This is a genomic window from Pseudomonas sp. PS01270 (assembly GCF_029959775.1).
Classification (GTDB): Bacteria; Pseudomonadota; Gammaproteobacteria; order Pseudomonadales; family Pseudomonadaceae; genus Aquipseudomonas; species Aquipseudomonas atacamensis.
The window spans coordinates 15,631-41,413 of the sequence record NZ_JASCPT010000015.1; the positions used below are offsets into that span (position 1 = coordinate 15,631).

24 protein-coding genes and 1 pseudogene are annotated in these 25,783 nt (G+C 60.3%); 12 read left to right on the top strand and 13 right to left on the bottom strand.

Annotated features, from left to right (window positions below; translation table 11 throughout):
* Nucleotides 1–134: 134 nt before the first annotated feature.
* Nucleotides 135–1,589, bottom strand: a complete 1,455-nt coding sequence (thiI, locus tag QMX86_RS07510; RefSeq protein WP_024011233.1) for a tRNA uracil 4-sulfurtransferase ThiI — start codon at nucleotides 1,587–1,589, stop codon at nucleotides 135–137.
* A 327-nt stretch (nucleotides 1,590–1,916) separates the two neighbouring features.
* Here thiI and glnA point away from each other — a divergent pair, with 327 nt between their 5' ends.
* The 5 genes from glnA (at nucleotide 1,917) to ntrC (ending at nucleotide 7,534) form a co-directional block, all read left to right on the top strand.
* Entirely contained in the window at nucleotides 1,917–3,323 is a 1,407-nt protein-coding gene (gene glnA / locus QMX86_RS07515) for a type I glutamate--ammonia ligase (protein ID WP_016772104.1), read from the top strand.
* Between the two features lie 329 nt (nucleotides 3,324–3,652).
* Nucleotides 3,653–4,165: a DUF4124 domain-containing protein gene (locus tag QMX86_RS07520; protein ID WP_282385017.1), complete on the top strand. Its 513-nt coding sequence runs from the start codon at nucleotides 3,653–3,655 to the stop codon at nucleotides 4,163–4,165.
* Nucleotides 4,166–4,197: 32 nt separating this feature from the next.
* The gene (locus tag QMX86_RS07525) at nucleotides 4,198–4,785 is read left to right on the top strand and encodes a DUF4124 domain-containing protein (protein WP_178117011.1); all 588 of its coding nucleotides are present in this window, start codon (nucleotides 4,198–4,200) and stop codon (nucleotides 4,783–4,785) included.
* Nucleotides 4,786–5,015: 230 nt separating this feature from the next.
* Entirely contained in the window at nucleotides 5,016–6,101 is a 1,086-nt protein-coding gene (gene glnL / locus QMX86_RS07530; RefSeq protein WP_016772107.1) for a nitrogen regulation protein NR(II), read from the top strand.
* On the top strand, nucleotides 6,098–7,534 hold the full coding sequence (ntrC, locus tag QMX86_RS07535) for a nitrogen regulation protein NR(I) (RefSeq protein WP_016772108.1): 1,437 nt from the start codon (nucleotides 6,098–6,100) through the stop codon (nucleotides 7,532–7,534). The genes glnL and ntrC overlap by 4 nt, the downstream gene beginning before the upstream one ends.
* Before the next feature lie 623 nt (nucleotides 7,535–8,157).
* Here the strand turns inward: ntrC and QMX86_RS07540 are convergent.
* Nucleotides 8,158–10,149: a leucine-rich repeat domain-containing protein gene (locus tag QMX86_RS07540; protein ID WP_282385012.1), complete on the bottom strand. Its 1,992-nt coding sequence runs from the start codon at nucleotides 10,147–10,149 to the stop codon at nucleotides 8,158–8,160.
* A 187-nt stretch (nucleotides 10,150–10,336) separates the two neighbouring features.
* Complete coding sequence (locus tag QMX86_RS07545) at nucleotides 10,337–10,777, bottom strand: hypothetical protein (protein ID WP_071174114.1); 441 nt, start codon at nucleotides 10,775–10,777, stop codon at nucleotides 10,337–10,339.
* On the opposite strand from QMX86_RS07545, the gene QMX86_RS07550 reads away from it, so the two are divergent.
* Nucleotides 10,776–11,231, top strand: coding sequence for a tRNA (cytidine(34)-2'-O)-methyltransferase (locus QMX86_RS07550; RefSeq protein WP_016772113.1), 456 nt, complete (start codon nucleotides 10,776–10,778; stop codon nucleotides 11,229–11,231). The two genes, QMX86_RS07545 and QMX86_RS07550, sit on opposite strands and share 2 nt — an antisense overlap.
* A 123-nt stretch (nucleotides 11,232–11,354) precedes the next feature.
* On the opposite strand, the gene secB is transcribed toward QMX86_RS07550, so the two are convergent.
* From secB to QMX86_RS07565, 3 genes are read right to left on the bottom strand one after another with little or no spacing between them, the layout of a single operon-like run.
* On the bottom strand, nucleotides 11,355–11,840 hold the full coding sequence (gene secB / locus QMX86_RS07555) for a protein-export chaperone SecB (protein WP_016772114.1): 486 nt from the start codon (nucleotides 11,838–11,840) through the stop codon (nucleotides 11,355–11,357).
* 57 nt (nucleotides 11,841–11,897) lie between these two features.
* Nucleotides 11,898–12,152 (bottom strand): glutaredoxin 3, encoded by a 255-nt coding sequence (gene grxC, locus QMX86_RS07560; RefSeq protein WP_016772115.1) that lies wholly within the window; start codon nucleotides 12,150–12,152, stop codon nucleotides 11,898–11,900.
* Between the two features lies 1 nt (nucleotide 12,153).
* The gene (locus tag QMX86_RS07565) at nucleotides 12,154–12,567 is read right to left on the bottom strand and encodes a rhodanese-like domain-containing protein (protein ID WP_016772116.1); all 414 of its coding nucleotides are present in this window, start codon (nucleotides 12,565–12,567) and stop codon (nucleotides 12,154–12,156) included.
* Nucleotides 12,568–12,720: 153 nt separating this feature from the next.
* Between QMX86_RS07565 and gpmI the strand changes: the two genes are divergently transcribed.
* From gpmI to QMX86_RS07590, 5 genes are all read left to right on the top strand, one after another.
* Complete coding sequence (gene gpmI, locus QMX86_RS07570; RefSeq protein ID WP_282386540.1) at nucleotides 12,721–14,250, top strand: 2,3-bisphosphoglycerate-independent phosphoglycerate mutase; 1,530 nt, start codon at nucleotides 12,721–12,723, stop codon at nucleotides 14,248–14,250.
* A 313-nt stretch (nucleotides 14,251–14,563) separates the two neighbouring features.
* The gene (locus tag QMX86_RS07575; protein WP_056787238.1) at nucleotides 14,564–15,850 is read left to right on the top strand and encodes a murein hydrolase activator EnvC; all 1,287 of its coding nucleotides are present in this window, start codon (nucleotides 14,564–14,566) and stop codon (nucleotides 15,848–15,850) included.
* 31 nt (nucleotides 15,851–15,881) lie between these two features.
* Complete coding sequence (locus tag QMX86_RS07580; protein ID WP_039756590.1) at nucleotides 15,882–17,201, top strand: S41 family peptidase; 1,320 nt, start codon at nucleotides 15,882–15,884, stop codon at nucleotides 17,199–17,201.
* A gap of 2 nt (nucleotides 17,202–17,203) precedes the next feature.
* The gene (locus QMX86_RS07585) at nucleotides 17,204–17,980 is read left to right on the top strand and encodes a divergent polysaccharide deacetylase family protein (RefSeq protein WP_122611099.1); all 777 of its coding nucleotides are present in this window, start codon (nucleotides 17,204–17,206) and stop codon (nucleotides 17,978–17,980) included.
* Nucleotides 17,981–18,095: 115 nt separating this feature from the next.
* Nucleotides 18,096–19,469 carry a Vps62-related protein gene (locus QMX86_RS07590; RefSeq protein ID WP_110644810.1) on the top strand — a complete coding sequence of 458 codons (1,374 nt, stop codon included), beginning with the start codon at nucleotides 18,096–18,098 and terminating at the stop codon, nucleotides 19,467–19,469.
* On the opposite strand, the gene QMX86_RS07595 is transcribed toward QMX86_RS07590, so the two are convergent.
* From QMX86_RS07595 to QMX86_RS07625, 7 genes are all read right to left on the bottom strand, one after another.
* A complete protein-coding gene (locus tag QMX86_RS07595) occupies nucleotides 19,450–20,205 on the bottom strand; it encodes an ABC transporter substrate-binding protein (protein ID WP_282386538.1) in 756 nt (251 codons plus the stop codon). The genes QMX86_RS07590 and QMX86_RS07595 overlap by 20 nt on opposite strands.
* 73 nt (nucleotides 20,206–20,278) lie before the next feature.
* A complete protein-coding gene (gene hisF / locus QMX86_RS07600; RefSeq protein ID WP_016772122.1) occupies nucleotides 20,279–21,049 on the bottom strand; it encodes an imidazole glycerol phosphate synthase subunit HisF in 771 nt (256 codons plus the stop codon).
* A gap of 9 nt (nucleotides 21,050–21,058) precedes the next feature.
* Entirely contained in the window at nucleotides 21,059–21,796 is a 738-nt protein-coding gene (hisA, locus tag QMX86_RS07605; RefSeq protein ID WP_056787231.1) for a 1-(5-phosphoribosyl)-5-[(5-phosphoribosylamino)methylideneamino]imidazole-4-carboxamide isomerase, read from the bottom strand.
* A gap of 95 nt (nucleotides 21,797–21,891) precedes the next feature.
* A complete protein-coding gene (locus QMX86_RS07610) occupies nucleotides 21,892–22,155 on the bottom strand; it encodes a DUF2164 domain-containing protein (protein WP_071174108.1) in 264 nt (87 codons plus the stop codon).
* Nucleotides 22,156–22,794 carry an imidazole glycerol phosphate synthase subunit HisH gene (gene hisH, locus QMX86_RS07615; RefSeq protein ID WP_016772124.1) on the bottom strand — a complete coding sequence of 213 codons (639 nt, stop codon included), beginning with the start codon at nucleotides 22,792–22,794 and terminating at the stop codon, nucleotides 22,156–22,158. It lies immediately after the preceding gene.
* Nucleotides 22,794–23,387: an imidazoleglycerol-phosphate dehydratase HisB gene (gene hisB / locus QMX86_RS07620; RefSeq protein ID WP_016772125.1), complete on the bottom strand. Its 594-nt coding sequence runs from the start codon at nucleotides 23,385–23,387 to the stop codon at nucleotides 22,794–22,796. The genes hisH and hisB overlap by 1 nt, the downstream gene beginning before the upstream one ends.
* 273 nt (nucleotides 23,388–23,660) lie before the next feature.
* Nucleotides 23,661–25,325, bottom strand: a complete 1,665-nt coding sequence (locus QMX86_RS07625) for an OFA family MFS transporter (protein ID WP_016772126.1) — start codon at nucleotides 25,323–25,325, stop codon at nucleotides 23,661–23,663.
* A gap of 231 nt (nucleotides 25,326–25,556) precedes the next feature.
* Here QMX86_RS07625 and QMX86_RS07630 point away from each other — a divergent pair.
* Nucleotides 25,557–25,771 (top strand): annotated as a pseudogene (locus QMX86_RS07630) (aspartate 1-decarboxylase autocleavage activator PanM); the annotation flags it as partial.
* Nucleotides 25,772–25,783 lie beyond the last annotated feature (12 nt).

The following is a 25,783-nucleotide window of genomic DNA, read 5'->3' on the forward strand; positions in this document are numbered from 1 at the left end:
TATCTCGATCAGAGGATTCGGTTTGCTGACAAGTCATGGCAGCGATTAGCAGTAGTGTCCGGCATGGCCGTTACAGCTTGACGGCGGTGTCGGGGGGCCGGTGACGCAGGCCACAGGCAAACAGCCCCGGGCACTTAGCTCGGTCGATAAACGCGCACATTGGCATGCCCCTCACTGAGCAAATGGTGGGCATGCAGGCGACTCATCACGCCTTTGTCGCAATACAGCAGGTACTGGCGAGTAGGGTCCAGTTCCTTGAAACGTGCGTTCACTGCATAGAACGGCATCGTCTGTACCTCTATGCCGGCGAGCTCCAGCGGGTCATCCTCGGCGGCATCCGGGTGGCGGATGTCGATCACGATCTGACCGGCCAGCGCTTCGCTGACTTCTTCAATTTGCAAATCCTGGCCCAACTCGTCGATTACCCGATCGATCGGCACCAGTTTGGCGTTGGCGAGCGCACGCTCGAGTACCGCCATGTCGAATTCTTTCTCTTCGTGCTCAACCCGGCCCCGCTTGGCGGCAGTCTTGGGGTTGACCGAAATCACGCCGCAATATTCCGGCATGTGCCGGGCGAAATCGGCGGTGCCGATCTCGTTGGCCGTGTCGATGATGTCCTGTTTGTGCGCGACGATCAGCGGCCGCAGCACCAGCTTGTCGGTCACGCAGTCGATCACCGACAGGTTCGGCAGCGTCTGGCTCGACACTTGGGAGATCGCTTCACCGGTCACCAGTGCATCGATGTGCAGGCGTTCGGCGATCTCGGACGAGGCGCGCAACATCATACGCTTCAAAACCACGCCCATATGACTGTTATCGACTTTGCCGAGAATTTCGCCCAGCACTTCCTCGAACGGCACACTGACAAATAGCACGCGTTGCGAGCTGCCGTACTTCTTCCAGATGAAGTGCGCGACTTCCATCACGCCCAATTCGTGGGCACGCCCGCCGAGATTGAAGAAGCAGAAGTGCGCCATCAGGCCGCGACGCATGATCTGGTAAGCCGCCACGGTCGAATCGAAGCCGCCGGACATCAACACCAGCGTCTGCTCCAGCGCACCCAGCGGGTAGCCGCCGATGCCGTTGTGCTGGCTGTGGATCACGAACAACCGTTTGTCGCGAACTTCGATACGGACTTCGATTTGCGGCGCTTTGAGGTCGATTCCGGCTGCACCGCACTCGCGACGCAGCTTGCTGCCGACGTACTTTTCCACGTCCATCGAGCTGAACGCATGCTTGCCTGCGCGCTTGCAGCGTACCGAGAAAATCTTCCCGGCCAGCGCATCGCCGTAGTGCTGTTTACACTTCTCGGTGATGTCGTCGAAGTCGCCCAGCGGGTACTCGTCGATCTGCAGAAAATGCGCGATACCCGGCATGCAGGTCAGGCGCTCGCCCATCTCTTTCAAGGCTTTGGGGTCGGTAACGCGGGTTTCCAGCTCGAGATTGTCCCACACGCCGTTCACCACCACGGCCGGGTCCAGGTCACGGAGCACGGTGCGGATGTTCTTGGCCAACTGGCGGATGAATTTCGTCCGGACAGGTCGGCTTTTGATGGTGATCTCGGGGAAGACTTTTACGATAAGTTTCATGAAAACAGCGCGCGAACGGCCAGCCGAAAAAGGGGGGCGCGGATTATAGCGGAAATTGCTCAAGGTTTAACCAGTTAATGTGCAGAAGGTTTTGCTTGCACCAAAACAGGTCATTTCTGAATTTAAACGCAACATTAAGGGGCGGGATTTGTCGATTCAGAACCTCGCAAGCCTTAATAAGCGTGAATTTGGGGCAAAAAACCCATGCTGGGGCACTGGCATGCAATTTGCTCCCTTGTGAGGCAGGTTGCCTTGGCAGAGTATTCGCGCCGGCATCACCATTATTAAGGGCATCCACTACCCGCCCTAATTCACCCGGAGGACACTATGTCGAAGTCGGTTCAACTCATCAAAGATCATGACGTCAAGTGGATTGATCTGCGCTTCACGGACACCAAAGGCACTCAGCACCACGTGACCATGCCGGCTCGCGATGCGCTGGATGACGACTTCTTCGAAGTCGGCAAGATGTTCGACGGTTCCTCCATCTCCGGCTGGAAAGGCATCGAAGCCTCCGACATGATCCTGATGCCGGTCGACGAAACTGCCGTGCTCGATCCGTTCACCGAAGACCCAACCCTGATTCTGGTGTGCGACATCATCGAGCCTTCGAGCATGCAGGGCTACGATCGCGACCCACGTGCGATCGCCAAGCGCGCCGAAGAGCACCTGAAAGCTACCGGTATCGGTGACACCGTATTCGCCGGTCCAGAGCCTGAGTTCTTCATCTTTGACTCGGTGAAATTCAAGTCGGACATCTCCGGCTCGATGTTCAAGATCTACTCCGAACAAGGTTCGTGGATGTCCGACCAGGACATCGAAGGCGGCAACAAGGGTCACCGTCCAGGCGTGAAAGGCGGCTACTTCCCGGTTCCACCGTTCGACCACGACCACGAAATCCGTACTGCCATGTGCAACGCACTGGAAGAAATGGGTCAGTCGGTTGAAGTTCACCACCACGAAGTGGCAACTGCCGGCCAGAACGAAATCGGCGTCAAGTTCAACACCCTGGTGAAGAAAGCTGACGAAGTTCAGACCCTGAAATACGTTGTGCACAACGTTGCTGACGCTTACGGCCGCACCGCGACCTTCATGCCGAAGCCACTGTACGGCGACAACGGTTCGGGCATGCACGTACACATGTCGATCTGGAAAGACGGCAAGAACACCTTCGCAGGTGAAGGCTATGCCGGCCTGTCCGATACCGCTCTGTACTTCATCGGCGGCATCATCAAGCACGGTAAGGCCCTGAACGGCTTCACCAACCCGGCGACCAACTCCTACAAGCGTCTGGTGCCAGGCTTCGAAGCTCCGGTAATGCTTGCCTACTCGGCGCGCAACCGTTCCGCTTCGATCCGTATTCCTTACGTGTCGAGCCCGAAAGCCCGCCGTATCGAAGCACGCTTCCCGGATCCGGCAGCCAACCCGTACCTGGCTTTCGCAGCGCTGCTGATGGCCGGTCTGGACGGTATCCAGAACAAGATCCACCCAGGCGATGCCGCCGACAAGAACCTGTACGACCTGCCGCCTGAAGAGGCGAAAGAGATTCCACAGGTTTGCGGCAGCCTGAAAGAAGCCCTGGAAGAGCTGGACAAGGGCCGCGCGTTCCTGACCAAGGGCGGCGTGTTCTCCGACGACTTCATCGATGCTTACATCGCGCTGAAATCGGAAGAAGAAATCAAGGTTCGCACCTTCGTGCACCCACTGGAATATGAGCTGTACTACAGCTGCTGATCCGGTAGCGCTGCGTAAAGTGGCGTGACACAAGAGGCCTCCTTCGGGAGGCCTTTTTTATTGCCCGGCGCAACGCATTTTCCATGTGGGAGCGAGCCTGCTCGCGAAAGCGGTGGGTCATTGATCGTTCCCACGCTCCGCGTGGGAATGCAGCCCGTGACGCTCCGCGTCATTGGACGCGGAGCGTCCCAGGAGGCATTCCCACGCAGAGCATGGGAACGATCCGTGTTTTGGCTACCAGTCTTTTCAATTCCAGTTATTAACGGTTTTGGCCAACCGCCGCACCTGACCTATGCTGCTACCCATCGTTTCCAACCCCGGTCGATTTCATGGGTCGCACGTTTCTCTACATTCTGCTGCTGATCGCCCTGCCCGCCGCCGCGCAGATCTACAAGTACACCGACGCCAACGGCAACACGGCGTACAGCAATCAGCCGCCGGACGGCGTGCAGGCGCAACCGGTCGAGCTGCCACCGCTCAATCGGGTCGAGCCGCAAGCACCGAGTGCGCCGCAGGCACCCACCGCAGAACAACCGCAACCACCGCGCAACGCCTATGAAATCCTCGAACTCGCCGGTCTGCCCACTGACGAGGCCCTGCGCGCCAATAACGGCACCTTTACGGTCAATGTCCTGATCAAACCGCGCCTGCAACCGCCGCATCAATTAATGCTGCTACTCGACGACCGGCCCTATGGCCAGCCGAGCAACGTGCCGGTTCTGCAATTGATCAACATCGATCGCGGCGAGCATCGCCTGGCCGTGCAAGTGATCGACGGCCAGACCGTCGTTCAACAGAGCCCGGCAGCGGTCTTCACCGTGCAACGGGTGCATACGCCGTGATTCGCGCGGGGCTGGCACTCATCCTGGTGTTGATGTCGACGTCCGCCTCGGCGGAGGTCTTTACCTACATCGACGCACAGGGCAACCGCGTCTATACCGACCAGCCACGCGCCAACGCCAAGCGAGTGCCGATCGCGACGAGCAATCGCATGGCGGTCCCTGCCAACACCGCAGCGCCGATCACCACAGCGAAAAAATCCGCCGAACCAACGCCCTTTCGCTACGACATGCTGCGCATTCTGATCCCGGAGCCCGATGCTACTTTGCGCAACAGCGCCGGCGAGCTGATCGTCAGCGTCACCAGCGAGCCCGGCCTGCAAAGCGGCCATCGTTATCGCCTGCTGCTGGATGGCAAGGCCACTGGCGAGCCCGGCGTCAGCCCGGTATTTGCGCTGAGCAATATCGATCGCGGCAGCCACAGCCTTTCGATCGAAATCCTCGACGCCGCCGGGCGTACCGTGGAACGCACCGCCAATCAGCCGTTCCACATGCTGCGCATTTCCCTGGCGCAGAAACGTCAGGTCAAACCCTGTGTCGCCGACGATTACGGCGTGCGCCCGGAATGCCCGCTCAAGGACAAACCTGAAGAACCGAAGAATCCATTCCTGCGCTTCTTTTAACGTCCGCCGGGCACACGCACCCTATTGGTGCACTAAACTGCATCTCGCCCACAACCCAACCCATTTTGGTTCGAAACTTCCCGTTTGAGCTGGCTTCGTGCCATACAAACGCGCGTCAAACGCCTGTTTCAGGGCTCAAACGCTTCTTTTCGGAGCCTTGGTTTGGTTTTTGCATTTTCCCGACATCAGCGCTTTGTTCTCGCGCACGCCTTGCTCCAAAAGGGGTCCAGATGACCATAAGCGACGCTATTCACCGTTTGCTGCTCGACAACCTGACCACGGCGACCATCCTGCTCGACGCCGAGCTGCGCCTGGAGTACATGAACCCGGCGGCGGAAATGCTATTGGCGGTCAGCGGTCAGCGCAGTCACGGCCAGTTCATCAGCGAGCTGTTCACCGAATCCCCCGAGGCGCTCAATTCCCTGCGTCAGGCGGTGGAGCAGGCGCACCCTTTCACCAAGCGTGAAGCGATGCTCACCGCCCTCACCGGCCAGACGCTGACCGTGGATTATGCGGTCACGCCAATCCTCAGCAACGGCGAGACTTTGCTTTTGCTTGAAGTGCACCCGCGTGATCGCCTGTTGCGGATCACCAAGGAAGAGGCCCAGCTGTCCAAGCAGGAAACCAGCAAGATGCTGGTGCGCGGCCTCGCCCACGAGATCAAGAACCCCCTCGGCGGCATCCGTGGCGCGGCGCAATTGCTCGCCCGCGAGCTACCGGAAGACAGCCTGCGCGATTACACCAATGTGATCATCGAAGAGGCCGACCGCCTGCGCAATCTGGTCGATCGCATGCTCGGCTCGAACAAACTGCCGTCGCTGGCCATGTGCAACGTCCACGAAGTGCTCGAACGCGTCTGCCATCTGGTCGAGGCCGAAAGCCAGGGCTGCATCACCCTGGTGCGTGATTACGACCCGAGCATTCCCGACGTATTGATCGACCGCGAGCAAATGATTCAGGCGGTGTTGAACATCGTGCGCAACGCGATGCAGGCGATCAGCAGCCAGAACGAGCTGCGCCTGGGCCGCATCAGCCTGCGCACACGCGCCATGCGCCAGTTCACCATCGGCCACATCCGCCATCGTCTGGTGACCAAGATCGAGATCATCGACAACGGCCCGGGCATCCCGGCGGAACTGCAGGAAACCATTTTCTTTCCGATGGTCAGCGGCCGCCCGGACGGTACCGGGCTGGGCCTGGCCATTACCCAGAACATCATCAGTCAGCACCAGGGCCTGATCGAGTGTGAGAGCCATCCAGGCCACACCACCTTCTCGATCTTCCTGCCACTGGAACAAGGAGCCACATCGACATGAGCCGTAGTGAAACCGTGTGGATCGTCGATGACGACCGTTCTATCCGCTGGGTCCTGGAAAAGGCCTTGCAGCAGGAAGGCATGACCACCCAGAGCTTCGACAGCGCCGATGGCGTGATGAGTCGTCTGGCCCGGCAGCAGCCGGACGTGATCATCTCCGATATCCGCATGCCGGGCGCCAGTGGCCTGGATCTGCTGGCGCGGATTCGCGAACAGCACCCACGGCTGCCGGTCATCATCATGACCGCTCACTCCGATCTGGACAGCGCTGTCGCCTCCTATCAGGGCGGCGCTTTCGAGTACCTGCCCAAGCCTTTCGACGTCGATGAAGCGGTATCGCTGGTCAAACGCGCCAATCAACATGCGCAGGAACAGCAAGGCCTGGAAGTGGTGCCGGCGCTGACGCGCACCCCGGAAATCATCGGCGAAGCGCCGGCGATGCAGGAAGTGTTTCGCGCCATCGGCCGCCTGAGCCACTCCAACATCACCGTGCTGATCAATGGCGAATCCGGTACCGGTAAAGAACTGGTGGCCCACGCCCTGCACCGCCACAGCCCACGCGCGGCTTCGCCGTTCATTGCCCTGAACATGGCGGCGATTCCCAAGGATCTGATGGAATCGGAACTGTTCGGCCACGAGAAAGGCGCGTTCACCGGCGCGGCAAACCTGCGTCGCGGTCGCTTTGAACAAGCGGACGGCGGCACGCTGTTCCTCGATGAAATCGGCGATATGCCGGCGGACACTCAGACGCGTCTGTTGCGCGTGCTGGCCGATGGCGAGTTCTATCGCGTCGGCGGTCATGTGCCGGTCAAGGTCGATGTGCGCATCATCGCTGCGACCCACCAGAACCTGGAAACGCTCGTCCACGCCGGCAAGTTCCGTGAGGACTTGTTCCACCGCCTCAACGTGATCCGCATCCACATCCCGCGCCTGTCGGATCGTCGCGAAGACATCCCGACCCTGGCCCGGCACTTCCTCAGCCGCGCCGCGCAGGAACTGGCGGTCGAGCCGAAGCTGCTGAAAAGCGAAACCGAGGAATACCTGAAAAACCTGCCGTGGCCGGGCAACGTGCGCCAGCTGGAGAACACCTGCCGCTGGATCACCGTCATGGCCTCCGGCCGTGAAGTGCACATCAGTGACTTGCCACCGGAACTGCTCAACCTGCCGCAGGATTCGGCGCCAGTGACCAACTGGGAACAGGCCCTGCGCCAGTGGGCCGATCAGGCCCTGGCCCGTGGCCAGTCGAGCCTGCTCGACAGCGCAGTGCCGGCGTTCGAGCGGATCATGATCGAGACTGCTTTGAAGCACACCGCAGGACGTCGGCGTGATGCGGCGGTGCTGCTGGGTTGGGGGCGCAATACCCTGACGCGCAAGATCAAGGAACTGGGGATGAAGGTTGATGGTGGGGATGATGATGAGGGGGAAGAGGGTTAACGCTTAAGGGTTGTCGTGTACTCAGGATCGATCCCCCTCACCCCAGCCCTCTCCCCCAAGGGGGAGAGGGGGAAGGGAGCAATCTCGGGTGGTTTCGAGGCCTGAGTTCGGCTCGGTATCTCAGGTCGGCGTAACTTGACCGGGCACCTCGGTCAGTCCCCTCTCCCTCTGGGAGAGGGTCAGGGTGAGGGCCACCGTGCACCGCATCAATGCACAATGACCCGCGATCGCGCACAGCCGTATCGCCACAATCACTCCTGAAAAAACTGAAAAACCCTTTATTCAAAAACGCGAAAGCCCCGAGTCCCGGGGCTTTCGCGTTCGCAAAGCGTTTTTTGTTTCAGCAAATTAAAACCTGGCACGCCGCCTGCAATACCTATCTCAGGTGATTCGTTTCACCACCCGTTTCGGGGACCTTGGTACAGGCAGGCCGGGGATTCCCCTCTTTACACCGGGCTCACAGCACAAAGCGGCGAGCCTACCCTTTTGGGATCCTTGGTACAGGCAGGCCGGGGGTTCCCTCTTTACACCGGGCTGACGCCGCAAGCGAAGCCCATGCTTTTGGGAACCCTGATACAGGCAGGTCAGGGATTCCCGCTTTTACACCGCAATGCGTTCTGCGCCTATTCGAACTTGGGACGCTTGGGCAGAGGGTGCAGCGGTTGATTCTGTCGCCCTGCGTCATAGCTGCGGATTTCACTCTCCAGCCGGTCCAGCATCCTCCCGGGACTCGTTTCCGTATGAAGAATGGCGTCGAGCCTGGCCCGCTCGGTGACGTCGGCCCTGTCATACATTTCCAGAAACCACCACACGCGCCGCTGCAGCAGCGGGCGTTCGACGTGAAACTCGGGCGTTCGACTCAGCCGACGAAGAATGCCGGTCACTGCCAGGGGCATTGCGGCGTTATGCCTGTCCCACAGCGCTTGTTTTTCCGCTATCTGGTCCTGTGGCACGTTGCGTAGCCAGAGATCGGCAGACCCATCGCTGCTTTCCTGCCCAAGCCAGATATCGGTGCCTGTCTCGGCACGTGCTCGTATCAACCGCCGTAGCGAGGCCGGGTCCGTGATCGGATTGCCGATGAGATTGAAGCCCGCTCTGAGCTCCACGGATTCGGGAATCGACCTGATGTGATTGTCCGCAAGATTCAATTCTTTTGCGGGAATCCTGTCGGTAATGCCCTCGGGAAATCTTTGCAATCGTGTGTTGGAAAGATCCAGCTCCTGCAGTGCGGTCATGTTTTCGAGTGAAAGGCTGTTCGCAAGCGGATTGCCCCCCAGCCTCAACACTTCAAGCTTCGACGCCACGTCGATGGCTTCAAGACCGGAAGGCAGCAGGTGTATTCCGGTGCGGCTCAGATCCAGCACTCGCAGTTCAGTCATCCCTCTGAGGTCAGCTGCCACTTGCAAAAAGGTGACTTGCTCCTGATGCCGCATCTGCATGTCCAGGCTGTTCACCGGGGCCTCGAATGTGTTGCAAAGCCATAGCTCATGTAGCTTGGCAAGGCCTCGTACGGAAAAGTCAGACGTCAATTCACAGTCCTGCAAGTGCAGCCTTTGCAGACGCGGGAATCTTTTCAATTGCTCGGCAAAGCGCGAATCCAGACTGAATTTTGAATGCACCCAATTAATCACGTCCCATCCTTGAAACCGGCCTTGCACTCCGATTTCCTGACTGGTAATCGTCAGACTTTCAAGGTTGGGAAATTGTGCGCAAAACACGTCTGGGTCCAGCCGGCCACGGCCTCTTAAAGTCAGAGAAACCACTGAGCCGAACTTCAAGGAAAGCGGCTTTGCAACTGGCCAAATCGTCAGATCGATTTCCAGCTTGAAGCCCACGAGCCGCCCATCACGGTAGACGCGCTGCTCGGGCTGGCCTTGCCATCGGTACAACTGGCGAAACGTCGCCCACATATTTCGCGCCTCATGAAACTCGTTGTCCGATGAAATGGAACCTCGACTGATCGGCAGGTCAAAACGCGTCGAGTCCAATAGCGCAAGCCCAAGCTGGATATGCTTGAGCTCAAGCTCTGCCACGTCCTTGTCATCAAACCGGGCGATGAAGGCATCCGCGTCCTCGTCGGTCGCGTCGGGAAGGTAGGTGCGGATCTGTTCCCGGGTAGTTGGCTCCGCGACTTCACGCGCATACCAAAGTCCGCTGTCCACATCGCGCAGCATCACCGGGCCGGAAGGGAGCAACTCGCTTGGCCGCCGGGCTCGGTACAAACCCGTCGCAGGATCCACGGCGACAGGCACCAGGTCACCGTTGGCCAGGTCTGCGTAGGTTCGCCGACTGATCACCCGCAAACCTTCGCTGTTGACCTGTGGAAGTATCGCTCGGGCGTTGGTGACGTAATTGTCCAGCGAAGGCTGGGTGGCGGTAGGGCCAATACCCTCCGCGATTGCGCGAACTACAACGGCCGCGGCGGGGGGCACGGCATCCAGGGTGGCGTCGGTGGATGATCCGGCGCGCGGCAGCAAATGGTGCTGAGCAATATCCACATCGACGCCTGTGCGACCCAAGTGGCCGGGAAGCGAAGTGTCCACGTCCGCAGACCGATGCGGGCTGCCCGAGGCGTCCACGTGGGTACCGCCACCGCGAGGGGGTTTGACTGGCATATTTTCATCCTTGAAAAAGACGCCCCCTGCATTCCTGCAAGGGGACGACGGGTTTCGGCATCCTGCCGTTTGAAGGGGCAAACGATAGCGTGCACGAGCACGTGCTGGAGATGGGAAAGGGAGACGGCCGCAGTGGGAAACGACCTCAAACAGTGTCGGAGCGCGCCCCAGTGATGAGGACTTGCCCCTAGGGCTCGCTCAAGCGGATCTCCAGCCGCCAACGATCATCGACCTCGCTGCCAACCCAGTCGCCCTGCAACGGGCGCGCTGCCAGCACCGTCAGCAATAACCCTCCATCGCTTTTGCGCGTGCGCCAGTTGACGTCCTTGCCGTTGAGCCTGAGCTGGCCCTTCTGCGGCCGACCTTCGGCCTGAAACAGCAGCGCGACGGTGCCGTCGATAATCTCGCCGTGCAGCTTCGGCTCATTGTTGAACCACACCACCAGGCCGCCATCGGTCACCTCGACCTGCTCCAGCACGCTCGGATCCGGCGTGGTCAGCCGGCCGATCATCAAGCCGATCATCAAGCCGACAATCGCCAGCGAGCCGATGACTCGCGGGAATAGTTTCGAACGGTTGTCCACAGGCGGCGTAGAATGCCGCTCATCTTTACCTTCGGAGCCGTGCATGTTTCACGTCATCCTTTTTCAACCAGAAATTCCGCCGAACACCGGCAACGTTATCAGGCTGTGCGCCAACAGCGGCTGCCACCTGCATTTGATCGAACCACTGGGTTTCGAGATGGACGACAAGCGCCTGCGCCGTGCCGGTCTCGACTACCACGAATATGCCACGTTGCAGCGTCACGCTGACCTGGCCAGTTGTCTGGAAAGTCTGGGCAACCCCCGCGTGTTCGCCTTCACCACCAAGGGTTCGCGGCCGTTCCATGATGCCGCGTTCGTGCCCGGCGATGCGTTTCTGTTCGGCCCGGAAAGCCGTGGCCTGCCAGCGGACGTGCTCGACGCCCTGCCCGCCGAACAGCGCCTGCGCCTGCCGATGCGCGAAGGCTGCCGCAGCCTGAACCTGTCCAACACCGTGGCGGTCGCCGTGTACGAAGCGTGGCGGCAGAACGACTTCAAATAACGCCGCAAAACAAATGTGGGAGCGAGCCTGCTCGCGATTACGGAGTGTCAGTCAACATTGATGTGTCTGACAGACCGCTTTCGCGAGCAGGCTCGCTCCCACATGGGGTATTGCTGAACCGTCTTACTGAACGGTCGGGGTCTCGCCGCTTTCCTGCATGCGCTGCAGCTCTTGCGCGTACAGGGCATCGAAGTTCACCGGGGCCAGCATCAGCGCCGGGAACGAGCCACGGGTAACCAGGCTGTCCAGGGTTTCGCGGGCGTACGGGAACAGGATGTTCGGGCAGAACGCACCTAAGGTGTGGCTCATCGAAGCCGCGTCCAGATTCTTGATCAGGAAGATACCGGCCTGTTGCACTTCAGCGATGAAGGCCACTTCTTCACCGTTTTTCACGGTGACGGAAAGAGTCAGCACCACTTCGTAGAAATCGCCTTCCAGCGCTTTCTGGCGAGTGTTCAGATCCAGACCGACCGCCGGATCCCACTGCTGGCGGAAGATCGCCGGGCTTTTCGGGGCTTCGAAGGACAGGTCGCGTACGTAGATGCGCTGCAAGGAAAATTGCGGTGCGGTTTCTTCTTCGCTGGCTGCAGTGTTCTGTTGGTCAGTCATCTCAGATCCTTATCGATCTTGGGTCTTTTAGGGAGTGCTGTACGTGGGTGCAGCCGTTCAGCCCTTGAGCAGCGCGTCGAGTTTGCCGGCGCGCTCCAGGGCGTATAAATCATCGCAACCGCCGATGTGCTTTGCGCCGATCCAGATCTGCGGCACGGACGTGCGCCCGGCCTTTTTGGTCATTTCGGCACGCAGCTGCGGCTTGCCATCGACCTTGATCTCTTCGAAGGCCACGCCTTTGCTGGCGAGCAGATGCTTGGCGCGCGAGCAGTAAGGGCAGTAATCGCTGGAGTAGACGATGACTTCGCTCATGTCATTTCACCAGCGGCAGGTTGTCGCCTTTCCAGCTGGAAATCCCGCCGGACAGCTTGGCGGCGGTGAAGCCGGACTTCATCAGCTCGCGGGCGTGAGTACCGGCGGTCTGACCGAGGGCGTCGACCAGAATGATGGTCTTGGCCTTGTGCTTTTCCAGCTCGCCGACGCGGGCAGCCAGTTTGTCTTGCGGGATGTTCACCGCGCCGACGATGTGGCCAGCGGCATAATCCTTGGCCGGACGGATGTCCACCACCACGCCTGCGTCTTTATTGACCAGTGCGGTCAGCTCGCCGGTGCTCAGGCTTTTGCCGCCGCCCTGCATCGTGTGCGCCAGCAACAGAGCCAGAAGTACGACGAAGATACCGACAAGAATGTAGTGGTTAGTGGCAAATTCAATCAGGTGAGCAACCATCGAAGGAGGTTCCAGGGCGTTAAAATGTCGGCCAGTATACACAGCCACTATGGTCGGCCAAACCCCGTCCGGCGGTGACGCGGTCGGAACTTCGCTTTAAACTCCAACTCCGTTTTCCATCGCCCTCTTCTTTATCAGCCACGAGTGGATTCCATGACGACTACGCCCAAACCTTTGGTCCTGATGATTCTCGACGGCTTCGGTCACAGCGACAGCCCCGAATCCAATGCCGTGTTCGCGGCGAAGAAACCTGTGCTGGATCGTCTGTGGGCCACGGTGCCGAACGGCTTGATTTCGGGCAGCGGCATGGACGTCGGCCTGCCGGACGGCCAGATGGGCAACTCCGAAGTCGGCCACATGAACCTCGGCGCCGGGCGCGTGGTGTATCAGGACTTCACCCGTGTGACCAAAGCGATCCGCGACGGCGAATTCTTCGAAAACCCGACCATCTGCGCCGCTGTGGATAAAGCCGTGGCCGCCGGCAAAGCCGTGCATTTCATGGGCCTGCTGTCCGATGGCGGCGTGCACAGCCACCAGGATCACCTGATCGCCATGGCCGAACTGGCCTTCAAGCGCGGCGCTGAAAAAATCTACCTGCACGCCTTCCTCGATGGCCGCGACACGCCGCCGAAAAGCGCCGCTTCGTCGATCGAACTGCTCGACGCGACTTTCCAGGCCCTCGGCAAAGGCCGGATCGCCAGCATCATCGGCCGCTATTTCGCCATGGACCGTGACAACCGTTGGGATCGCGTCGCCCAGGCCTACAACCTGATCGTCGACGGCAACGGCGAATTCAACGCCGCCACCGCTCAGGAAGGTCTTGAAGCCGCCTACGCCCGTGGCAAAAGCGACGAATTCGTCAAAGCCACTTCCATCGGTGAGCCGGTAAAAGTTGAAGACGGCGACGCCGTGGTGTTCATGAACTTCCGTGCCGACCGCGCCCGCGAGCTGACCCGCGTGTTCGTCGAAGACGATTTCAAGGACTTCGCGCGCGCGCGCCAGCCAAAACTGGCCGGTTTCGTCATGCTGACCCAGTACGCCGCAAGCATTCCGGCACCGTCGGCCTTCGCTGCCGGCAGCCTGGAAAACGTTCTTGGTGATTATCTGGCGAAAAACGGCAAGACCCAGCTGCGCATCGCTGAAACCGAAAAATACGCCCACGTGACCTTCTTCTTCTCCGGCGGTCGTGAAGAACCGTTCCCGGGCGAAGAGCGCATCCTGATCCCGTCGCCGAAAGTCGCGACTTATGACTTGCAGCCGGAAATGAGCGCCCCGGAAGTCACTGACCGTATCGTCGACGCCATCGAAAACCAGCGCTACGACGTGATCGTGGTCAACTACGCCAACGGCGACATGGTCGGCCACAGCGGTGTCTTCGACGCGGCGGTGAAAGCGGTCGAGTGCCTCGACACCTGCGTCGGTCGCATCGTCGAGGCGCTGGAAAAGGTCGGCGGCGAAGCACTGATCACCGCTGACCACGGCAACGTCGAGCAAATGGCTGATGAATCCACCGGTCAGGCGCACACCGCGCACACCACCGAGCCGGTGCCGTTCATCTACGTCGGCAAACGCGACCTGAAAGTGCGCGAAGGCGGCGTGCTGGCGGACGTAGCGCCGACCATGCTGATGCTGTTGGGTCTGGAAAAACCGGCGGAGATGACCGGGACTTCGATCCTGGTGTAACGCGAATCCAGAAAACGGCGAAACCTGTTGCAAATGACTTTGTGGCGAGGGGATTTAGCGAACCGTCGCACCGTCCCGCTGGGTGACGCAGCCGCCCTGAAATCGAACACCACGGTGTCTCTGGTACACCGCATGTGCTGGTTTTACGACTGCTGCGCAGCCGAACGGGGATAAATCCCCTCGCCACAGGTCACTCCTGCATTGGTGTGGAGTGTTTTTCTGTCCAGTTATCACACAGCCCCAATTGGGCGTTTTTTTTGCAGCCTCGGGCGGGCATACTAGGCCGTCCTCTACCCTGGTGCCGCCCGCCCCTATGCTTCGCGTCCTGATCGCCCTTGCTCTGACCTGTCTGCTCCAGCCGGCCTTCGCCGACGAGCGCGCGCAAACCCAACAGCAGTTGGACGCCACGCGTCAGGATATCGCCGAGCTGAAAAAACTCCTGGGCAAGCTGCAGGAAGAAAAGTCCGGCGTGCAGAAAGAGCTCAAGGGCACTGAAACCGAGATGGGCAAGCTGCAGAAGCAGGTCGACGCGCTGCAGAAAGAACTGCAGAAAAGCGAATCCGAGCTACAGCGGCTCGATGCAGAGAAAAAAAAACTCCAGAGCGCGCGCACTGAACAGCAGCGACTGATCGCCATTCAGGCCCGAGCGGCGTACCAGAACGGCCGCCAGGAATACCTCAAGCTGCTGCTCAATCAGCAGAACCCCGAGAAGTTCGCCCGCACCCTCACCTATTACGACTACCTGAGCCAGGCACGCCTGGAGCAGTTGAAGAACTTCAACGAAACCCTGCGCCAGTTGGCCAATGTCGAAAAAGACATCGGCCTGCAGCAAGCGCAGTTGCTGGTGCAGAAAAGCGACCTCGACACTCAGCGCGAAGCACTCGAGAAAGTCCGCAAGGAACGCCAGCAGGTCCTTGCCAGACTCAATGACGACGTCAAGGCCCGCGACCAGAAACTCGCCGCCCGCGAGCAGGATCAGGCAGACCTGTCTAAAGTCCTTAAAACCATTGAAGAAACCCTGGCCCGTCAGGCTCGTGAGGCAGAAGAAGCGCGGCAGAAAGCGCTGATCGCCCAGCAGGAAGCGGAAAAAAAGCGTTTGCGTGAGGCGCAGGCTGAAAACAGCGACGCCCCACGAAAACCCGCCAGATCAAGCCCCGGCGCGCTGGTATCGAGCAGCGGCGAAACCTTTGGCGGGCCATTTGCTGCAACCCGGGGAAAACTTCCGTGGCCGGTTGATGGTCGATTACTCGCACGCTTCGGTGAAAGCCGTGGCGACGACGCCCGCACCAAGTGGGATGGCGTGATGATCAGCGCTTCCGCCGGCAGCCAGGTGCACGCCGTACACGGCGGGCGCGTGGTGTTCGCCGATTGGCTGCGCGGTGCCGGTTTGCTGGTGATCCTCGATCATGGCAACGGTTTTCTGAGTCTATACGGCCACAACCAGACGCTGCTCAAGTCGGCGGGTGATGTGGTCAAGGCTGGCGAGTCGATTTCCACTGTCGGTAACAGTGGCGGTCAGGACACGCCAGCGCTGTATTTCGCAATTCGTCAGCAGGGTCACCCGAGTGATCCGGCGCAATGGTGTCGTGCGCAAGGATAAGCGCACCATCTAATTCAGGAGTTCGTTCGACATGCTGCATTTGTCCCGCCTTACCTCGCTGGCCCTGACGATCGCCCTGGTGATCGGCGCGCCTCTGGCGTTCGCCGCACAACCGGCCCCGACCGTCGCTCCGGCAGGCACTGCCGCGACCGCCAAGGCGCCGTTGCCGCTGGAAGAGCTGCGCACCTTCGCCGAGGTCATGGACCGGATCAAAGCCGCGTACGTCGAGCCTGTGGACGACAAGACTCTGCTGGAAAACGCGATCAAGGGCATGCTCAGCAACCTCGATCCGCATTCGGCCTACCTTGGCCCGGAAGATTTCACCGAGCTGCAGGAAAGCACCAGCGGTGAATTCGGCGGCCTGGGCATCGAAGTCGGCGCCGAGGACGGCTTCATCAAGGTTGTCTCGCCGATCGACGACACCCCGGCGTCGAAGGCCGGCATTCAGGCTGGCGACTTCATCGTCAAGATCAACGGCCAGCCAACCCGCGGCCAGACCATGACCGAAGCCGTCGACAAGATGCGCGGCAAGATCGGCCAGAAAATCACCCTGACCCTGGTTCGCGATGGCGGCACGCCGTTCGATGTGACCCTGGCCCGTGCAGTGATTCAGGTGAAAAGCGTCAAGGCGCAACTGCTGGAATCGGGCTACGGCTACATCCGCATCACCCAGTTCCAGGTCAAGACCGGCGAAGAAGTCTCCAAGGCTCTGGCCAAACTGCGCAAGGACAACGGCAAGAAGCTCAACGGCATCATTCTCGACCTGCGCAACAACCCGGGCGGCGTACTGCAATCGGCAGTGGAAGTGGTCGACCACTTCATCACCAAAGGCCTGATCGTCTACACCAAGGGCCGCATTGCCAACTCCGAATTGCGCTTCTCCGCCACCGGCAAGGACGAAAGCGAAGCGGTGCCGATGGTCGTGCTGATCAACGGTGGCAGTGCCTCGGCTTCGGAAATCGTCGCCGGCGCCCTGCAGGACCAGAAGCGTGCCGTGGTCATGGGCACCACCAGTTTCGGCAAGGGTTCGGTGCAGACCGTGCTGCCGCTGAACAACGACCGCGCGCTGAAGATCACCACCGCGCTGTATTTCACGCCGAACGGCCGCTCGATCCAGGCTCAGGGCATCGTGCCGGACATCGAAGTGCGCCGCGCGAAGATCACCAACGAAGCCGACAGCGAATACTTCAAGGAAGCCGATCTGCAAGGTCATTTGGGCAACGGCAACGGCGGCGCCGACAAACCGAGCGGTTCCGGCGGCAAGGCCAAAGCGATGCCGCAGGATGACGATTACCAGCTGGCCCAGGCCCTGAGCCTGCTCAAAGGCCTGAGCATCACCTCCGGCCGCTGAGGATGTTGCTCCGCGCACTCTGCGTCCTGTTGTGCTGTCTGGCGGGTTTTGCCCAAGCAGAGCCCGCCAGCTCCTCGCCGCACAAAGCCTACCTGACATTGATCATCGATGACCTGGGGCAGAACCTGCCCCGGGATCGTCGCGTGCTCGCCCTGCCCGGCCCGGTCACGGCGGCGATCATGCCCGACACCCCCCACGCCAGCGAATTTGCCCGCGAAGCCCATCGCGCCGGCAAGATCGTCATCCTGCACATGCCCATGGATCCGGCCACCGGGCCGTACGCCTGGCACCCCGAACTGCCCATCGAAGAGCTGCAGAAACGCCTGAATGCCGCGTTTGAAAAAGTCCCGTTCACCGCCGGCATCAACAATCACATGGGCAGCCGCATGACCGCGCAGCCTGCGGCCATGGCGTGGTTGATGGGCGAATTGCAGCGTCGGCACAAGTTCTTCGTCGACAGCCGCACCAGCGCTCAAACGGTCGCTGCGCAACAGGCGCAGAAAATCGATCTGGCCAGCGTTTCCAGAGACGTGTTTCTCGATGATGAGCGCACCGAAGCGGCCATTGCCAATCAGTTGCAGACCGCGATCACCCTGGCGCACAAACAGGGCTCAGCGGTGATGATCGGCCATCCGTATCCGCAGACCCTGGCGGTGCTGGAGCGCGAATTACCCAGACTCAAAGCGCAAGGCATCGACTGGATCGATATCAGGCAGATGATCAGCGTGCGCAGCAACCGCGCCATGGCCGGGCATGGCAAGGACGGCGTTTACCGGTAAAACCCGATCACGTTGCAATACATAGTTACCACCGAACGACCCTCCCCCTTCCGGATAGTGAGACCTGCAACAGGTCGCGGCTCCTTTGAGTCGCTTTCAACTATCAGGAGTGCCCATGACAAGCAATGCCCCGATTGTCCCGCCCGTTGGGCGGACTGAACCGATCCGCATCGATAACCTGCTGATCAACTTCACAACAGAATTTCTGCGCATCTGGGATACCACCGGTTTGTCGGCCAGACCCGCGTCGTTCTGGCGCCCGACTCCGGCTCCCGACGCGCTGCCCGGTTATTTCCCCTTGGGCGACTTCGTCACCAGAGGCGTTGGCAACATCAACGGCGAGCGCGTGGTCGCTGTTGTTTGTGAGGCAGACATTGCCAGCACTGACCCCACCAAAGGCAGGGCACTGCGACGTCCCGATGATTACGAGCTGGTCTGGAAGGACTCCGGATCAGGCTCGAAAAGAGATCTGTCGATCTGGCGACCGCTAGCTCCCGCAGGCTACGTAGCGCTGGGGTCGGTGTGCTCGAACGATCATGAAAAACCGTCGCTCAACGCGGTGCGCTGCGTTCGCGAAGACCTGGTGATCGCGTCGAATACCACCGATCTGCTCTGGGACGACAAGGGCAGCAAGGCCCGACAGCGCGTCAGCACCTGGAGCGCCGTTCCTCCAGCCGCTTTGCCGGGCGAAGTCTACTTGGCATCGGGCAGTTTTTTCAGCCTGAGTGACTACACCCGACCCGCCAGTTTCCCGGTCTACTGCTTGCGCTTGCAGATCGGCCTGCAGATGTCTACACGCCCATCGCCACCGGTGCTGTGCGGCGAGACGCCAACACCTGTAGAGGCAACGGACGATGCGACTTACACCGCCAGCCTCCCCTGGTTCACGGTCAACGATCCGCGTTACACCGCCGCTGAGCAATGGCGTCACTCGCCCTTCTATCTGCTTGAACGCAAGGATCGCTACATCCTCGTCGGTCACGCACGCAACAGTGGCAACGACAGCCAGATATTCAGATGGAACGCGCCTCGTGCCCAGCGTACTGGCGGCTTGCGTACTTTCACCCAGACCACATCCATCGAATTCGGCGCCCAATGGCAAACCCGTCAGCACGGCGCGCTGATGTTTTCCGCACGGCTGGGCCACGATTTCACCCAATGCGAACTGCATTCGAATGAATGGCTCAATACAGCGACCATCGAAGTGATTGCGGTGGTGGACAAAAACCGCTCCGTGGCGGCTTATCTGGCGCAGAGCGAATACAGCCTGGTGCGCGCAGACGGTACGTCAGTGACGGAAGGTTTCAGCTACACCGATGGCAATAGCCTGCACATCAGCCAGTACGCACCCACCGAGCCTGCAATCATCGTCGCTTCGGAGCCAGAGGCGGTCGAAGATCAGACTGTGCTTGCGCCTGCGACCGAGGGCGAAATCAGCACCTCCCTGCCAGAGCCCGAGGAGTCAGCCGTTACAGATAGCGCGCCATGATTTCATCGACCACGCCTTCCTTGCGCAACTGATCCAGCGCGGTCTGCAACCTGGCGACGACCTCATCGGAAACATCCTTGTTCAGCGCCAGGTACAACTCGGCGCTGTTGAAGCGCAGCACGGTCTTCAGACCGGTCACGCCATCCTGCCGTGCCAGATAACGGCCGGCAGGATCACCCGTGGCCCACAGATCGATCTGGCCATTGAGCAGCTTTTTAGCGTTGTCCTGATCGCGCAGCACCACCACTGGTTTGAGGCCTTGCTTGGTGAGTGTCTCGGCAATCGCATCGCCCTTGTAGGCGCCGATCTTGTATTTGCGCGCATCATTGAGGGTTTCGAGGGTGATCTTGCTGTCAGACTTGGCCAGCAGGATCCAGTCGTCCGGGCCGATTGGGCCGACCCATTTGAACAGTCTTTCGCGATCGGGCAGGCGCGCCATGACGAAGGCCCCGTAGCCGGGATTCTCCAGGGCGAGTTTGTAGACACGCTCCCAGGGGAAACGCAGGGTCAGGCTGTAAGTGAGGCCGGCGCGCTGGAACATCTCGCGAACGATGTCCGTGGCAATGCCGTTGATGTTGTCGCCCTGGGCGAAATTCTTGCCGTTCTTCGCCATGTTGTACGGCGGGAAGTTCTCGGTGAGCAGCACCAGATCGGTGTCGGGACTGGTTTCGGCCCGGGCATTGCTGATGAACAACAACGAGGCGCTGGCGAGAACAACAAGCAGGCGTTTGATCATGTCGGGCTACCGGAATCCATGGCGTGCCCAAGAGTGCCTTGGGCGCGCCATGCTGTCCACTGGCCTGTACGCTTTAGCGCATGACGATGCCGCGATGCGACATGTAGGCCTTGGCTTCCTGCACGGTGTATTCGCCGAAGTGGAAAATACTTGCCGCCAGCACCGCACTGGCATGGCCTTCGAGAATGCCGTCGGCCAGATGCTGCAAATTGCCGACGCCACCGGAAGCGATCACCGGAATGCCCAGCGCGTCGCTGATGGCGCGGGTCACGCCGAGGTCGAAGCCGTTTTTCATGCCGTCCTGATCCATGCTGGTCAGGAGGATTTCGCCAGCACCGAGGCCTTCCATTTTCTTCGCCCACTCGACCGCGTCGAGGCCGGTCGGCTTGCGCCCGCCGTGGGTGAAAATTTCCCAGCGCGGGGTTTCGCCGGGACCGGAGACTTTCTTGGCGTCGATGGCAACGACGATGCACTGCGAGCCGAAATGCTGCGCGGCTTCGCCAACGAACTCCGGATTGAACACGGCGGCGGTGTTGATCGACACTTTGTCCGCGCCTGCATTGAGCAGGTTGCGGATGTCCTGCACGGTACGCACACCACCGCCGACGGTCAGCGGGATGAATACCTGGCTGGCCATGCGCTCGACGGTATGCAGCGTGGTGTCACGGCCATCGACGCTGGCGGTGATGTCGAGAAAGGTAATCTCGTCGGCGCCCTGCTCGTCGTAGCGACGGGCGATTTCCACCGGGTCACCGGCGTCGCGGATGTTCTCGAATTTCACACCCTTGACGACCCGGCCGTTGTCCACGTCCAGGCAAGGGATGATGCGTTTGGCCAGCGCCATGGTCAGTCCTCAGCCTTGGTACGAATCGCAGAAAGCTTGCGCTTCGGCGACGTCGAGAGTGCCTTCGTAGATCGCCCGGCCGGTAATCGCGCCGATGATGCCCGGTGCCTTGGCGTCGAGCAGCGACTTGATGTCACCCAGGTTATGGATGCCGCCGGAAGCGATCACCGGAATCCTGGTGGCAGCGGCCAGCGCAGCGGTGAACGGTACGTTGCAGCCCTGCATCATGCCGTCTTTGGCGATGTCGGTATAAACGATCGAGGACACGCCGTCGGCTTCGAACTGCTTGGCCAGGTCAATGACCTGCACGGTGCTGATCTCAGCCCAGCCGTCGGTGGCGACGAAACCGTCTTTGGCATCCAGACCGACAATGATCTTGCCCGGAAACGCACGGCAGGCTTCAGCAACGAACGCCGGATCTTTTACGGCTTTGGTGCCGATGATCACGTAGCTGACGCCGGCCTTGACGTAATGCTCAATGGTTTCCAGGGAACGGATGCCGCCACCGATCTGGATCGGCAGGGTCGGGTAGCGCTTGGCGATCGCGGTGACCACTTCGCCGTTGACCGGCTGGCCTTCGAACGCGCCGTTGAGGTCGACCAGATGCAGACGGCGGCAACCGCCCTCTACCCACTTGGCAGCCATGCTCACCGGGTCATCGGAGAACACAGTGGAATCTTCCATGCGGCCCTGGCGCAGACGTACGCAGGCACCGTCTTTGAGATCGATAGCGGGAATAATCAGCATGCTTTTTCCTTCGTCAAAAGAGCGGCAAGCTGCAAGCCATAAGCTGCAAGCATGCGTGTGTTCGTTTCACTCTTGCAGCTTGAAGCTTGTAGCTTTCAGCTGCTTTTTTCGAGCGCCCACAGGTCGCTTTCGATGCTTTCAAACCGTTCCTTGAGGTGGGTCTGCACATCGAAAATCGCCCTGTTGTAATAGTGCGGAGCAATCTCGCGGGTAAACAGCTCAAGAATTTCCGCCGCCTCGAACGAACCCAGGTCCAGTTCGAAACGGTCTTCCATGAACCGCTGAATCTTGCGATTGGCCTCGCTCTCCTGCTCGGGAGTGAGGGTCAGAATCGGCGGTCTGGATTTCTTGACAGCCATTTACCAGCGACCGTCCCACGCAGCGAAGTTCTGCAGCAGTTGCAGGCCGTGGGTATGGCTTTTCTCCGGGTGGAACTGCACGGCGAAACGCGAACCGTCGGCCAGCGCTGCGGCGAAATCGACACCGTAATGACCGCTGCCTACCACCTGACGCGCATTGGCGGCGGCGATATAGTAGCTGTGCACGAAGTAGAAACGTGCCAGATCCGGGATGTCATGCCACAGCGGGTGACTGATGTTCTGCTTCACCTCGTTCCAGCCCATGTGCGGGACCTTCAGGTGCTCGCCATCTTCGTGCAGATCCTTGCCGAAGAATTTCACCGCGCCCGGAAACAGGCCGATGCAGTCGACGCCGGCGTTCTCTTCGCTGGTATCGAGCAGGGCTTGCATGCCGACACAGATGCCGAGGAACGGCCGATCCTGGCTGACCTCACGGACCAGCGAATCGAAGCCGAGGCGACGGATCTCCGCCATGCAATCGCGAATCGCGCCAACACCCGGGAATACCACACGGTCGGCTTCTCGAATCACGTTCGCGTCGCTGGTAATCAGCACCTTGCCGGCGCCGACGTGCTCGAGCGCTTTGGCCACCGAGTGCAGATTGCCCATGCCGTAGTCGATAACTGCAACCGTCTGCATTACAGAACGCCTTTGGTCGACGGCATTTGCCCGGCCATGCGCTCGTCCAGCTCGACAGCCATGCGCAGCGCGCGGCCGAAAGCCTTGAACACGGTTTCGATCTGGTGGTGAGTGTTGGTGCCGCGCAGATTGTCGATGTGCACGCTGACCAGCGCGTGGTTGACGAAGCCCTGGAAAAACTCCTGGAACAGGTCAACGTCGAAACCGCCGACGGTAGCGCGGGTGTACGGCACGTGCATCTGCAGGCCCGGGCGACCGGAGAAATCGATCACCACGCGCGACAGCGCTTCATCGAGCGGCACGTAGGCATGGCCGTAGCGACGGATGCCTTTTTTGTCGCCGATGGCTTTGGCGAACGCCTGGCCGAGGGTGATACCGACGTCTTCCACCGTATGGTGGTCGTCGATATGCAGATCGCCCTTGCATTCGATATCCAGGTCGATCAACCCGTGACGGGCAATCTGATCCAGCATGTGCTCAAGAAAAGGTACACCGATATCGAATCGGGCCTTTCCGGTGCCATCAAGGTTGATCGAGGCTTTGATCTGGGTTTCCAGAGTGTCGCGCTCGACAGACGCCTTACGTTCGGCCATCACCAGCTCCGCAAAATCATTGGGCGAAAAAGGCAGCCATTATAGGCACGCAGGAGGCAAACAGAAACACGAGAGGTGAGATGCCTGACGGATAGAACGCCCGGCTGTCGCGGGTAGACATGTCCATACAAGCCAGTACAGGCATGCCATAAACAAATGTGGGAGCGAGCCTGCTCGCGAATGCGGCACGCCAGCCAACATGGATGTCGACTGGTGCTCCGTCTTCGCGAGCAGGCTCGCTCCCACAGGTTCGGTGTTTATTCAGCTAACACCTTAGTGAAACAGTACCGCCGTCTTCTGCAGGGTCACCCACACACCCCACGCCAGCGGAATACCCACCACCAGCCAGGCAGCGATCGCCAGAGGCTTGGTGCCCGGCGCCGCTTTCCACTCCAGAACGGTGCTGGCATCAGCACCCTTGTCGTGGCCCAGTGCCTGTTCGGCAGCCAGTTCGGCGTCGGTCATGAAGTACTTGTCGGCCACCGGACGGACCATCAGATTGCACAGGAAGCCCAGCACCAGCAGGCCGGCGAGGATGTACAGGGTGATGTCGTAAGCGGCAGCGCGTTCCACGCCGATGCTCAACTGATACTCACGCAGGTAGTTCACCAGCACCGGACCGAGCACCCCGGCAGCGGCCCAGGCAGTCAGCAGACGACCGTGGATCGCACCGACCATCTGTGTACCGAACAGGTCGGCCAGATACGCCGGAACGGTGGCAAAACCACCGCCGTACATCGACAGGATGATGCAGAACGCCGCCACGAACAGCGCAACGTTGCCCAGATGGCCCATGTTCGGAATCAGCGCGTACAGGGCAAAACCCAGCGCGAAGAACACGAAGTAAGTGTTCTTGCGCCCCAGGTAGTCCGAGAACGAAGCCCAGAAGAACCGGCCTCCGATGTTGAACAGGCTCAGCAGACCGGTGAAGCCCGCTGCGATCGCCGCGATCGAGGCCAGTTGGCCAGCGTCGAGCTGACCGAACGGCACATCGACGCCCAGCAGTTTGCCGCCGAACACTTCCTGCAACAGTGGCGAAGCCATGCCGAGGATGCCGATACCCGCCGACACGTTCAGGCACAGCACCAGCCAGACCAGACGGAATTGCGGAGTTTTCCACGCTACATTCACGTGAACGTGACGGTTGGTGATCATGGCGTTGGAAGCTTTCTTCGCCGGAGCGGTCCAGCCTTCAGGTTTCCAGCCGGTTGGCGGCACGCGGTAGGACAATGCGCCACCGATCATGAACACGAAGTAAATGGCCGCCATGGCCACGAAGCTCTGCCATACGCCCACGCCTTCTGGCGATGCGAAGTGGCTCATCAGCGCAGTCGCCAACGGTGCACCGACCATCGCGCCGCCACCGAAGCCCATGATCGCCATGCCGGTCGCCATGCCGCGCTTGTCCGGGAACCACTTGATCAGGGTCGACACCGGCGAGATATAGCCCAGGCCCAGACCGATACCGCCGATCACGCCGGAGCCGATCCACATCAGCCAGATCTGGTGGGTATAGATACCCAGCGCGGAAATCAGCAGACCGCCGCACCAGCACAAGGCCGAGACCACGCCCGCTTTACGAGGCCCGGCGTGTTCCAGCCAGCCACCCCAGATCGCTGCCGAGCAGCCGAGGAAGATGAAGAACAGCGTGTAGATCCAGCCGAGCATGGAGATCGGCCAGTCGCAGTTCGACGAAAATACCTGTGCGATGAAGCTCATGTCCGGCGCGCAAGCCACCGGCGCGGTAACGCCCAGCGCCTTGGACAGCGGCAACCAGAACACCGAGAAGCCGTAGGCCATGCCGATGCACAGGTGAATGGCCAAAGCGGCCGGTGGAACCAGCCAACGGTTGAAACCGGGCTTGGCGATGATGCGTTCCTTGGACAGGAACGCAGGCTGGTCGGCTTTGAGGCCGTCCGCCGTGATGCTCGTGCTCATTGTGTATCCCCCAATTGTTAGTATGGTTCGCCAGCCACTGCTCACCCTCGGCCTTATGCACGCAGGCATGACCGTTTTTTTAGGTGAAGCTCCTTGAAGGCGCGACGTTAAGTCGCAGACGGGCGGACGAACTGGCGAAGGTTACCATTCTCAGGTGACAGAAAAACCAAACTGATATCACCTTTTTTCAAGTCATCTGTTCTCGTACGACTCGGGAAGCTGCCAACCCCGCGTCTGCAAAGGCACCACGCCGTTTGCTACTTGTCCCATTTATGCGTGTGAAAAGTTACACGTCGCCTGGGCGTGACTGAACGACGGGTGAACCAAGCGCAAAAAATGGCGTCGCAAGCGGGGGCCGGATTGCACCCACTGGCGCCCGCCGGGCATCCTCAAGCGCAGGCCCTGTGGCGAAGTTGCAGGTGCCGCCGCCGACCCTCGGCAGATGACGCCACACCGAA

Bases quoted from the DNA above. Each gene is read 5' to 3' on its own strand.
- QMX86_RS07520 (WP_282385017.1), top strand. From the start codon at position 3,653: ATGGGTCGCACGTTTCTCTACATTCTGCTGCTGATCGCCCTGCCCGCC.
- QMX86_RS07525 (WP_178117011.1), top strand. From the start codon at position 4,198: ATGTCGACGTCCGCCTCGGCGGAGGTCTTTACCTACATCGACGCACAG.
- grxC (WP_016772115.1), bottom strand. From the start codon at position 12,152: ATGAGCGAAGTCATCGTCTACTCCAGCGATTACTGCCCTTACTGCTCG.
- QMX86_RS07550 (WP_016772113.1), top strand. From the start codon at position 10,776: ATGTTTCACGTCATCCTTTTTCAACCAGAAATTCCGCCGAACACCGGC.
- QMX86_RS07625 (WP_016772126.1), bottom strand. From the start codon at position 25,325: ATGAGCACGAGCATCACGGCGGACGGCCTCAAAGCCGACCAGCCTGCG.
- glnL (WP_016772107.1), top strand. From the start codon at position 5,016: ATGACCATAAGCGACGCTATTCACCGTTTGCTGCTCGACAACCTGACC.
- thiI (WP_024011233.1), bottom strand. From the start codon at position 1,589: ATGAAACTTATCGTAAAAGTCTTCCCCGAGATCACCATCAAAAGCCGA.
- QMX86_RS07580 (WP_039756590.1), top strand. From the start codon at position 15,882: ATGCTGCATTTGTCCCGCCTTACCTCGCTGGCCCTGACGATCGCCCTG.
- hisA (WP_056787231.1), bottom strand. From the start codon at position 21,796: ATGCTGATTATTCCCGCTATCGATCTCAAAGACGGTGCCTGCGTACGT.
- QMX86_RS07585 (WP_122611099.1), top strand. From the start codon at position 17,204: ATGTTGCTCCGCGCACTCTGCGTCCTGTTGTGCTGTCTGGCGGGTTTT.
- hisF (WP_016772122.1), bottom strand. From the start codon at position 21,049: ATGGCGCTGGCCAAACGCATCATCCCTTGCCTGGACGTGGACAACGGC.
- hisH (WP_016772124.1), bottom strand. From the start codon at position 22,794: ATGCAGACGGTTGCAGTTATCGACTACGGCATGGGCAATCTGCACTCG.
- QMX86_RS07565 (WP_016772116.1), bottom strand. From the start codon at position 12,567: ATGGTTGCTCACCTGATTGAATTTGCCACTAACCACTACATTCTTGTC.
- QMX86_RS07540 (WP_282385012.1), bottom strand. From the start codon at position 10,149: ATGCCAGTCAAACCCCCTCGCGGTGGCGGTACCCACGTGGACGCCTCG.
- hisB (WP_016772125.1), bottom strand. From the start codon at position 23,387: ATGGCCGAACGTAAGGCGTCTGTCGAGCGCGACACTCTGGAAACCCAG.
- QMX86_RS07545 (WP_071174114.1), bottom strand. From the start codon at position 10,777: ATGCACGGCTCCGAAGGTAAAGATGAGCGGCATTCTACGCCGCCTGTG.
- ntrC (WP_016772108.1), top strand. From the start codon at position 6,098: ATGAGCCGTAGTGAAACCGTGTGGATCGTCGATGACGACCGTTCTATC.
- QMX86_RS07590 (WP_110644810.1), top strand. From the start codon at position 18,096: ATGACAAGCAATGCCCCGATTGTCCCGCCCGTTGGGCGGACTGAACCG.
- secB (WP_016772114.1), bottom strand. From the start codon at position 11,840: ATGACTGACCAACAGAACACTGCAGCCAGCGAAGAAGAAACCGCACCG.
- QMX86_RS07610 (WP_071174108.1), bottom strand. From the start codon at position 22,155: ATGGCTGTCAAGAAATCCAGACCGCCGATTCTGACCCTCACTCCCGAG.
- QMX86_RS07575 (WP_056787238.1), top strand. From the start codon at position 14,564: ATGCTTCGCGTCCTGATCGCCCTTGCTCTGACCTGTCTGCTCCAGCCG.
- glnA (WP_016772104.1), top strand. From the start codon at position 1,917: ATGTCGAAGTCGGTTCAACTCATCAAAGATCATGACGTCAAGTGGATT.
- gpmI (WP_282386540.1), top strand. From the start codon at position 12,721: ATGACGACTACGCCCAAACCTTTGGTCCTGATGATTCTCGACGGCTTC.
- QMX86_RS07595 (WP_282386538.1), bottom strand. From the start codon at position 20,205: ATGATCAAACGCCTGCTTGTTGTTCTCGCCAGCGCCTCGTTGTTGTTC.